The sequence below is a fragment of the Rahnella sp. ChDrAdgB13 genome (assembly GCF_017655185.1).
GTDB classification, from domain to species: domain Bacteria; phylum Pseudomonadota; class Gammaproteobacteria; order Enterobacterales; family Enterobacteriaceae; genus Rahnella; species Rahnella contaminans.
The window spans coordinates 1-9017 of the sequence record NZ_JAEMGT010000189.1; the positions used below are offsets into that span (position 1 = coordinate 1).

The window sequence follows — 9017 nt, forward strand, 5'->3', positions numbered from 1 at the left end:
TGCCTGCCATACTTCCCTCAAAAATTGCCATTACTTATTAACTGACAATTCCTTTTGGGATAGGTTCTAAGTGCGGCTAATTTTATTAAAGCGCTGAACATCGATCTGGCTTTTCTGAGCGCCAGTTCATGGGATTTAAAACACGGTATTTCGACACCTTATGAAGGCAAAGCCGAAGTGAAGCAGACTGTTATTTCTGTTGCTAACCGGAGCATATTAATTTCCGACAGCAGCAAATATGGTAAATACGGCTTTTATTCCGTCTGCCCGCTGAGCACGGTGGATGAGATTATTACCGATTCAGTGTCGAAAGAATGCAAACAAACATTGTCAAACCTGACCTCACCCAAAGTGACATTTGTCGATATTTTATAATGTGAGAAAATAATGAAATCGGAAAATAAAATACGCGAAGATATTTGCTTTGCGGGGGAATCCCTTTTTCAAAGAGGCTATACCGTCGGTTCTTCCGGTAATATCAGCGCCCGCCTGGACGACGGCTGGCTGATTACGCCGACCGACGCCTGTCTGGGCAATCTGGATCCGGCAAAAATAGCCAAAGTGAATCTTCAGGGCGAATGGATCAATGGCGAAAAACCGTCGAAAACCCTGAAACTGCATCAGGGTATTTATCAGAATAACCCGGACGCGCAGTGTGTAACGCATACGCATTCCACCTATCTGGTATTGCTGACGCTGCGCGGCGTCTGGTCTCCGGAGGCCATATTGCCGCCCATCACACCGTATCAGGTGATGAAAGTGGGGAAAATCCCGCTGATTAATTATCACCGCCCCGGCGCGCAGGAGGTGGCTGAACGCGTTGCGACGCTGGCAAATCATGTGAAAGGGGTGATGCTGGAACGGCTCGGGCCGGTAGTCTGGGGACATTCCGTGGCACACGCCAGCTATATTCTCGAAGAACTGGAAGAAACCGCCAAATTATGGCTAAAGTCAGAAAGAAAAGTCATTGCGCTGCCGGATGAGGCAATTAACGAGTTGTGCGCCCTGTTCGGCTGCCACTGGTAATAATAATAATTTATCTCTTACCCTTACTCTATTACAGGTAAATAAAATGACCGCATATGAAATCATGCCGCGGGTGGCCTATTTAATCGCCGTATCCATGCTGGGGTGGTATACAACACGGAAGTTTAAAGTTAACTCGCAGGATATTGCCAAATTACTGATTTATATTTTCTCACCGATAGTCTGTTTTGTACTTATCCTGAACTCACCGGCGAACATTAATTACGCCATGTATTCGGTAGTGTTTTATGTTGTCTCCTGTATCGCCGCTTTTCTGGCGTATCTGGTCGGGCGTTTATTATGGAAAGACAACCGCGCGAATTTATTCGGCGCAGCAGGCGGACAAGGTAACGTCGGTTATTTTGTCTTACCACTGGCCATTGGCTTGCTCGGCGGTACACCGGACGGCGCCGCAGCTATCAGCATCGTGGTTTTCGCCAAAGTCGCCTCGAGTATTTATGAATTTACGGCCGCGTATTACATCACCGCGCGTGGCCGGTACTCCATTAAAAACAGCCTGATCATGGTATTGAAAATGCCGACACTGCACGCGGCCATTCTTGCCCTGATTTTGAAATACTTCCACTTTGAACTGCCGGACGTAATTAAAAGCAGCGTCGACGGATTTGTCGGCGGTTACTCCACGCTGGGCATGATGATTATCGGTATGTCACTGGCACGCTTCGATAAATTAATTCCCGACTGGAAATTCGCCATCGCCTCGATTCTGTGGAAACAAGGGTTGTACGCGGTGGTCATCATCGCGATATTCCGCTTGTTTAATCTGAATCACTATGAATATGTGGTGATGGTCATGCTGGCCTGTAATCCGCTCGCTGCCAACATCGCCGCCGTCGCGTCAGCGCTGGACGTTCACCCTGAGAAAGCCGCCTTCGCCATCATGCTGAGCACGATCCTGGCAGTCGTCACCGTGCCACTCACCATCTGGCTGGCCATGTAGTTGTGATTATCAAGATTACGATTATTAACGCTGTACCTGAAGTTCATCACTTTTATCTGAAACCAGGAGTCACGCATGTCTTCTTCAAAAAACCTTACGCTGCACAGCGCGTTAGTTGTCCGCTCGCCGTTTGACGCCACGCTGCTCGACATATACCGCCAGTCACACGGCGACATTGATATCACCTGGACGCCAACCACGGTGTTAATGAAAAACATTGCCAGCGGGCTAACCGGCGACGTAGTCATTGTGACCGATCAGGCGATGGATGAGCTGATCGAACTTGGCGTAGTGGACGCCGCCAGCCGTAAACCGCTGATCGTCTCGCGCATCGGTTTCGCGGTAAAACAGGGCGACACCCGACCAGACGTTTCCACCCCAGAAGCGCTGAAAAAAACCTTGCTGGAAACACGTTCGGTTTGTTATTCCATCGGCGGCGCAAGCGGCATTCATTTTAAAACCGTGCTCACCCGTCTGGGCATTGAGGCAGAAGTGGACGCCAAAGCCAGCCCGATCCCGGAAGGATTTACGGCAGAAAAACTGATCACCGGCGAAGCCAGTCTGGCGGTTCAGCAAATCAGCGAACTGCTGGTGGTGTCAGGCATTGAAATCGCTGGTCGTCTGCCGGAGGAACTGCAAAAAGTGACGTCGTTTTCCATTGCGCTGTTCAACGCCTCCCCGCTAAAAAACGAAGGTGCCGCGCTGATTGACATTGTCACTGCGGAAGCCTCAAAAGAGGCCTACGCCCGTTTCGGCCTTGATTGCCGGTTTTAACCCCTGAGCCACAGGAGAAGAACATGCCTAAAACGATTGTCCTGCTGCACGCCACGCCGGTGGCAATGCAGCCCGTCAGCGTCGCAATGGCGGAATTATGGCCCGACGCCATCCCGGTAAATCTACTCGATGACGGGTTGTCTATTGAGCGGGCCAAAAATGTTGAGCTGACACAGGCACTCACCGAGCGTTTTATCCGCTTCGGGCAATACGCCAGTGATACCGGCGCAGACGGCATTCTGGCGACCTGCTCCGCGTTTGGCGAAGCTCTGGAAAAACTTGCTGACCAGCTCGCCATTCCTGTGCTGAAACCCAATGAAGCCATGTTTTTAGCCGCACTCGATGCAGGAAGCCGCGTGGGTATGATCGCCACTTTCCGCCCTGCCATCGCCGGAATGGAAAAAGAGTTCAGCGACATGGCCGCGCGTCTGGGTAAAACGCTCTCACTGAAGACAGTATGCGCCGAAGGTGCGATTGAAGCGCTGCGTGCCGGTGACGATGAAACTCACCACCGGCTGGTGGCGGAATATGCGCAGCAGCTGACTGGCTGCGACGCCATCATGCTGGCGCATTTCTCCACCTCGCGTGCGCTGAAAGCCGTGCAGGCCGTCACCTGCGTGCCGGTTCTGGCGGCTCCGCAGGCGGCGGTCAGTGAGATGAAAAAGCGCGTTTTGCATAATGAAGGAAAGACATCATGTTGATGGGTGTGATTGCCGATGACTTCACCGGCGCCAGCGATATAGGCGTGACGCTGGCGAAAGGCCTGGCGGGCGAAGGCGGCATGAAAACGGCGCTGTACATGGGCACGCCGGGAAATGCGGCGTTGCCGGACATTGAGGCCGGTGTGATTGCGCTGAAAAGCCGTTCGCTGCCCGCCGCCGAAGCCGTCGCACAATCGCTGGCTGCCTGCGAATGGCTGTTGGCGCAAGGTTGTTGTCAGATTGTCTTCAAATATTGCTCGACGTTTGATTCCACGCCCGCCGGGAATATTGGCCCGGTGGCGGAAGCGCTGGCGAACCGGCTTGGCGCACGCGGCGTGGTGGTGTGTCCGGCGTTTCCCGATATGGGGCGGACGTTGTATCAGGGGCATTTGTTTGTCGGCTCCAGCCCGCTCAATGAATCTGGCATGGAACATCACCCGCTGACGCCGATGACCGACCCGGATATCCGCCGCGTGCTGGCCGCGCAGTCTGAAAATCCGCCGGGATTTATTTCGTGGCAACAGGTTCAGTCGGGCAGCGCGTCAGTGCGCGATGCGCTTTTGGCGCAGGCGGAAGAAGGCCGCTGCCTGGTGGTGACCGACAGCATCACGAACGCCGATCTGGTCACCCTCGGCGCGGCCTGCAATGAAGCACGGCTGATTACCGGCGGTTCGGCTATCGCGCAGGGGTTGCCGCATAATTTCATCGCCAGGGGCGACGCGCAGGGCAATGTGCCACAGCGCATCGGCGTGCAAGGAAAAGGCGCAATTCTGGTGGGAAGTTGTTCGCGGATGACGTTGCGCCAGATTGCCCGGCACGCCGCCGGTCATGCCGTTTTGCAGATTGACGCGGAAGACTTGCTTCTGGGTAAAGTATCCCGTGAAACACTGCTGGATTTCATTGAACAAAACCAGCACCGCGCACCGCTGATTACGACCTCGGGCGACGTGTCCAGCGTGTCAGTTTTACAGGAACGTTATGGCCGCGAAAAAGTGGCGAACGCCATCGAAGATTTCTTTGCCACACTGGCGGTTGCTCTGGCAGACGCGGGCGTAAAACGACTTGTCGTCGGCGGCGGCGAAACCTCCGGCGCGGTGGTGAAAGGCTTGCAACTCGGTTCGGTGGTGATTGGCGCAGAAATCAGCACCGGCGTTCCGGCACTGCTGGCCATGCGCAATGCACAACCCATGGCGCTGGCGTTGAAATCAGGCAACTTTGGCAGCGAAGACTTCTTCAACCGCGCGTTTCAGACACTGGCTCCGTAAGGGGCCGTTTCCTCAATACCTTTCCACCCTCGCCATTTAGATCAGAAAATCAGGGCAAAGCACTACCCTTTTTTAATGTCCGGATGCTGGCTCAGCCACTGACTACGGTACTGCGAAGGCGAACGCGCAGTACTTTTACGGAACACGCGGCAAAAATAATTGCTGTCGACAAATCCGCAACTGCTCGCCACTTCTTTGATCTTCAGTTCATAGCCTTTCAGCAGCAGTTTTGCCCGTTCCAGCCGGACATGGTTAAGGTATTCGCTGAAGCCGGTATCGCCGGATTTTCGGAAAAGATGTGAGAGGTAGTTCGGCGTGATATGGAACCGCTTTGCCACGTTTTCGCGGGTCAGCGGCAGCGAGGCGTTTTCCTCGATATATTTTTTCATCACTTCAAACAGCGCGCCACTGCGGGTCAGAATTTGTGTGCGGTTCGCCAGTTGTTCCTGACAATGGCTCAGCAAACCGGCGACCACGCAGCGGGCGGTTTGCTGGTCATCCGGGTTTGAAACGATTTCATTCATGGCCTGCAATAAAAACGATCCGACCCGCGGCCCCAGCCGGGCGACGCTTTGTTTGTCCGTTTCGGAAAACCGGTTGCCGTCCCAGGATTGCAGGCTGAAACCGAGCTTTTCTTTGCTGAACAATATGCTCAGCAGCACGGCGGGCGCGCTCCACTGGGTGAGATTCCATTTTCCACCAGGGATATACAGCGCGTCGCCCTCTTTGAGCAAGCCCTTTTCAGCCGGAAGACTGCGGTCATGAACGTGGCCTCTGACCACAAATTCGATGCGCGGGAAGCTGACCAGCAACGCCAGTTCGGGCATGGGTTGTGTGTTATCCGGAAAGCGCACCGCCTGCGCTTCACTGCCACAAAACGATCGGAAAAGAGTGTCTATCACAACGGGCAGCATGGCGTTCTCTCAGTTTTTCAATTGCATTGAATCTTGCCATCAAGGTCAAGACCTTGGGTTGCCACCCAAACTGGCCCCAGGTCTTGACCGGTGTTAGCCGACGCCAACGGTTTTGACCGGTGTGGCATTTACAACACATCCAGCAACCATTTTTGCGCCGGTGTCAGGCGGCTGGCGGTTTCCGGTTTAAGCCATTTGCGCTGATCCTGCTGCTGCGCATCTTCACGGTCAATGTACAAACTGTGCAGCACGCGTCGGCGTGTGCCGACGGTATTGTTGGTGCCGCCGTGCCAGGCGTGCGCATCATAAATCATCACGCTTCCGGCCGGAGCTTCGAAAACCACTTCATCAGGATGTGGTAATCCGACGTCCGCCAGAACATCTTCCGGCAGTTCAGGCCGGTGATGCGTCCCCGGAATAATTCGCGGTGCGCCGTTTGCCGCACTGAGATCATCAATCGCCCAGATGGAGTTCACCAGATGCACTTTGGGGAAATCCGGACGAGGTTTTTTCCAGTCCGCATGCAGCGGCTGATGTCCGCCACGGTGCAGCGCTTCGCGGCCATTGAGGCTTGACACCTTAAACGCGCCGCGGAAAATGTGGCGGCAAACGGACAGGATCAGCGGATGCGACCAAACTTTTTCCCAGACCGTGCCTTTGTTAATCATGTTCGCAATACGCGTCGCGGTAGCTTCCTGATGATGCTCAACGGCCAGATTGTCACCCTCTTTTTCCACCAGCGCATCGAAGGTCACGCGCATATCTTCCAGCCAGTCTTTGTCGATCACGTTATGAATAATAACGTAACCCTTAGTTTCCAGCTCAGCGGTCTGTTCTGCGGTAAGCGACTGCGTTGCGCCGAGGGCGTCCAGGTATTGCTCAGATGAATTTATCATTTACCACCTCTTCAGTTAACGTTTGTGCAACACAAAAGTACGGCATTTTTTATAGGAATAAACGATGCAAATCCTACAAAGAGCTGGATATTTGTGTGATTCAAAGAGGAATGTGATGCGGGTGGCAAAGCTTACGACACCCGCTGCGCTTTCAGCCTTTCCTGTAAGAAATCGAGAAACACGCGGGTGACTTCGCTGCGCTGGCGATGCTGCGGATAGAGCGCATGCAGGCTGAGCGAGCCGGGCTGGAAGGCGTCAAGGATGGGTACCAGCGAGCCATTTTCGAGCGCCGGACCGACGATAAATTCAGGCAGCAATACAATGCCCAGCCCGGAAATGGCGGCGTCGCGCAGCACTTCGCCGTTGTTGCTCAGCACCGGCCCGCGCACGTCGAAAATCCGCAGTTTGCCGTGGCGCTCCAGCTCCCAGCCGTTTTGCCCTTCGCGGCCATAACGCAGGCAATCGTGCCGGAGTAAATCGTCCGGCGTTTCCGGCGTGCCGCGCCGCTCAAGATAACCGGGGCTGCAACAGATAACGCGTTTAAGCTGCCCCAGACGGCGCGCCACCAGCGAAGAATCCGCCAGATTGCCAATACGGATGGCAATATCAAAGCCTTCGCCCACCAGATCGACATACCTGTCCACCAGTTCCACCTGAAACTGAATCTCCGGATTTTGCTGCAAAAACTCCGCAATCAGCGGTGAGAGATGGCTGATGCCAAATGACATCGGAATACTGATGCGGTATGAGCCCTGCAGCGCCTGGCGTTTAGGTGAAACCGCCCTTTCGGCTTCTTCGATATCATCGAGAATACGCTGCGCATGTTGTGCAAAAAGCTGGCCGGATTCGGTCACCGACAGTTTGCGCGTATTGCGGTTGAGCAACCTGACGCTCAGCGAAGCTTCCAGCGCGGCCATCCGGCGGCTGACGTATTGTTTAGAAAGCAGCAGTTGTTCGGCCGCTGCGGTGAAATTCCCGGCTTTCACTACCGCCACAAAAATACGGAGATCTTCAATCTGCATGTCAGTTTCGCCCTGAGGAATACAACCTGTTATTGTCAACCAAAATGCGACAGTGATAGTCATTCTACCTCATTGTTGAGCAAATTGGTTTACGTGTATTCTCTGTTCATCGGAAGCGCAAACGCACTTTCCCCCTGACAACACTGAGGAGTACACCATGATCGAACAACGTCTCTCTGAACAACGCGGCTTAGGTGACCACGGCTGGTTGCATTCCCGTCACACATTTTCTTTCGCCAATTACTGGGATCCAAAACAGGTCGGTTTCTCAGACCTGCTGGTGATTAACGATGATCAGGTCGCACCGGGTCGCGGCTTCGGGGCACACCCGCACAGCAACATGGAAATCATCTCCTATGTGCTCGAAGGCGCGCTGGAACATAAAGATTCCATGGGCACCGGTTCAGTGATTGTCCCCGGCGATGTTCAGCTGATGAGCGCAGGCAGTGGCGTGACGCACAGTGAGTTTAACCACTCCGGTGAAGAAAACGTGCATTTCCTGCAAATCTGGATTGTGCCGTCAGAAAATGGCACCCAACCGGGATACCAGCAGGTGTCCGTCGCGGAAGCGGAAAAACGCGGGAAATTCCGCCTGATTGTTTCATCATCGGGTACCGACGGTTCGCTGACCGTGCGTCAGGACATGAAAATCTACGCCGGTTTCTTCGACGGTGCAGAACAGGCGACGATTGCCCTCGATGCGGATCGCTATGCTTATATCCACGTTGCCCGCGGCAGCATCAAGGTGAACGGTGTCGAATTCAGAACCGGCGATGGCGCGCGTATCCGCAATGAAGATAGCGTCACCTTTACCGACGGCGACCAGGCGGAAGTGTTGCTGTTTGATTTGCGTCCGGTAGAAGTGAATCATCCGTCACGCTGATACGGCGTAATACCTGAGTAAAGTACGCAAAAGCCCAAGCCTGTGATCATCCTGAAAAGGAAGGTCGCAGGCTTTTTTTTGGGCATCGTGCAGTGTTCTGACGATGCATTCACCTGCGCTATAATTGCGATGCAATACGTAATATATTAAGATGAATATAACGATATGTATGACACATATGGAATATTTCTCAGGAGAGAACATGAAGAAGTCACTGTTTGTTCTGGCAGCCGCCATCACTATCAGCGCATGTAGCAGCCAGACCGGCGTGAAGCAAACTGATTTGCAGCATCATCGTTTTGAGTTGCTGAGTGTGGATGGTCAGACGGTTCCGGCCGCACAGGGCCGTATTCCGGAAATTGAGTTCGGCTCAAACCTGCATGTTTCCGGCCAGATGTGTAACCGCTTTATGGGTCAGGGCAATCTGGAAAATAACGTGCTGACGGTGAAAGGTCTGGCCTCAACCATGATGCTGTGTCCGGACGAGAACCTGAACAAATGGGATCGGCTTTGTTGAATAAATCGAACTTTTTGCCGTAATCAGGATCAGATCACCACATTCTCGATCCTGTAGC

The 9017-nt window shown here is 53.7% G+C and carries 11 protein-coding genes; 8 read left to right on the plus strand and 3 right to left on the minus strand.

Going from position 1 to position 9017, the window contains the following annotated elements:
* Positions 1-84 precede the first annotated feature (84 nt).
* The 6 genes from J8X26_RS26285 (at position 85) to otnK (ending at position 4727) form a co-directional block, all read left to right on the plus strand.
* Complete coding sequence (locus tag J8X26_RS26285; protein WP_307803521.1) at positions 85-375, plus strand: hypothetical protein; 291 nt, start codon at positions 85-87, stop codon at positions 373-375.
* A gap of 12 nt (positions 376-387) precedes the next feature.
* Positions 388-1026, plus strand: coding sequence for an aldolase (locus J8X26_RS26290; protein WP_208952480.1), 639 nt, complete (start codon positions 388-390; stop codon positions 1024-1026).
* 46 nt (positions 1027-1072) lie between these two features.
* Positions 1073-1987: an AEC family transporter gene (locus tag J8X26_RS26295; RefSeq protein ID WP_208952481.1), complete on the plus strand. Its 915-nt coding sequence runs from the start codon at positions 1073-1075 to the stop codon at positions 1985-1987.
* 75 nt (positions 1988-2062) lie between these two features.
* A complete protein-coding gene (locus J8X26_RS26300; protein ID WP_208952482.1) occupies positions 2063-2761 on the plus strand; it encodes a substrate-binding domain-containing protein in 699 nt (232 codons plus the stop codon).
* Positions 2762-2784: 23 nt separating this feature from the next.
* Positions 2785-3462, plus strand: a complete 678-nt coding sequence (locus J8X26_RS26305; RefSeq protein WP_208952483.1) for an aspartate/glutamate racemase family protein — start codon at positions 2785-2787, stop codon at positions 3460-3462.
* The gene (gene otnK, locus J8X26_RS26310) at positions 3456-4727 is read left to right on the plus strand and encodes a 3-oxo-tetronate kinase (protein WP_208952484.1); all 1272 of its coding nucleotides are present in this window, start codon (positions 3456-3458) and stop codon (positions 4725-4727) included. Before J8X26_RS26305 ends, otnK begins: the two co-directional genes overlap by 7 nt.
* A gap of 62 nt (positions 4728-4789) precedes the next feature.
* On the opposite strand, the gene J8X26_RS26315 is transcribed toward otnK, so the two are convergent.
* The 3 genes from J8X26_RS26315 to J8X26_RS26325 form a co-directional block, all read right to left on the minus strand.
* Positions 4790-5641: an AraC family transcriptional regulator gene (locus tag J8X26_RS26315; protein ID WP_165057731.1), complete on the minus strand. Its 852-nt coding sequence runs from the start codon at positions 5639-5641 to the stop codon at positions 4790-4792.
* 128 nt (positions 5642-5769) lie between these two features.
* Positions 5770-6537 (minus strand): phytanoyl-CoA dioxygenase family protein, encoded by a 768-nt coding sequence (locus J8X26_RS26320; protein ID WP_165057732.1) that lies wholly within the window; start codon positions 6535-6537, stop codon positions 5770-5772.
* 131 nt (positions 6538-6668) lie between these two features.
* The gene (locus tag J8X26_RS26325; RefSeq protein ID WP_208952487.1) at positions 6669-7559 is read right to left on the minus strand and encodes a LysR family transcriptional regulator; all 891 of its coding nucleotides are present in this window, start codon (positions 7557-7559) and stop codon (positions 6669-6671) included.
* Between the two features lie 157 nt (positions 7560-7716).
* Here J8X26_RS26325 and J8X26_RS26330 point away from each other — a divergent pair, with 157 nt between their 5' ends.
* Both J8X26_RS26330 and J8X26_RS26335 read left to right on the plus strand, forming a co-directional pair.
* Positions 7717-8442, plus strand: coding sequence for a pirin family protein (locus J8X26_RS26330; RefSeq protein WP_208952485.1), 726 nt, complete (start codon positions 7717-7719; stop codon positions 8440-8442).
* A gap of 202 nt (positions 8443-8644) precedes the next feature.
* On the plus strand, positions 8645-8959 hold the full coding sequence (locus J8X26_RS26335; RefSeq protein WP_208952486.1) for an META domain-containing protein: 315 nt from the start codon (positions 8645-8647) through the stop codon (positions 8957-8959).
* The last annotated feature ends 58 nt before the right edge of the window (positions 8960-9017 follow it).

What these genes read in the sequence shown, in the direction of transcription:
- J8X26_RS26290 (WP_208952480.1), top strand. Translation starts at nt 388, where the DNA reads ATGAAATCGGAAAATAAAATACGCGAAGATATTTGCTTTGCGGGGGAA.
- J8X26_RS26295 (WP_208952481.1), top strand. Translation starts at nt 1,073, where the DNA reads ATGACCGCATATGAAATCATGCCGCGGGTGGCCTATTTAATCGCCGTA.
- J8X26_RS26300 (WP_208952482.1), top strand. Translation starts at nt 2,063, where the DNA reads ATGTCTTCTTCAAAAAACCTTACGCTGCACAGCGCGTTAGTTGTCCGC.
- J8X26_RS26305 (WP_208952483.1), top strand. Translation starts at nt 2,785, where the DNA reads ATGCCTAAAACGATTGTCCTGCTGCACGCCACGCCGGTGGCAATGCAG.
- otnK (WP_208952484.1), top strand. Translation starts at nt 3,456, where the DNA reads ATGTTGATGGGTGTGATTGCCGATGACTTCACCGGCGCCAGCGATATA.
- J8X26_RS26315 (WP_165057731.1), bottom strand. Translation starts at nt 5,641, where the DNA reads ATGCTGCCCGTTGTGATAGACACTCTTTTCCGATCGTTTTGTGGCAGT.
- J8X26_RS26320 (WP_165057732.1), bottom strand. Translation starts at nt 6,537, where the DNA reads ATGATAAATTCATCTGAGCAATACCTGGACGCCCTCGGCGCAACGCAG.
- J8X26_RS26325 (WP_208952487.1), bottom strand. Translation starts at nt 7,559, where the DNA reads ATGCAGATTGAAGATCTCCGTATTTTTGTGGCGGTAGTGAAAGCCGGG.
- J8X26_RS26330 (WP_208952485.1), top strand. Translation starts at nt 7,717, where the DNA reads ATGATCGAACAACGTCTCTCTGAACAACGCGGCTTAGGTGACCACGGC.
- J8X26_RS26335 (WP_208952486.1), top strand. Translation starts at nt 8,645, where the DNA reads ATGAAGAAGTCACTGTTTGTTCTGGCAGCCGCCATCACTATCAGCGCA.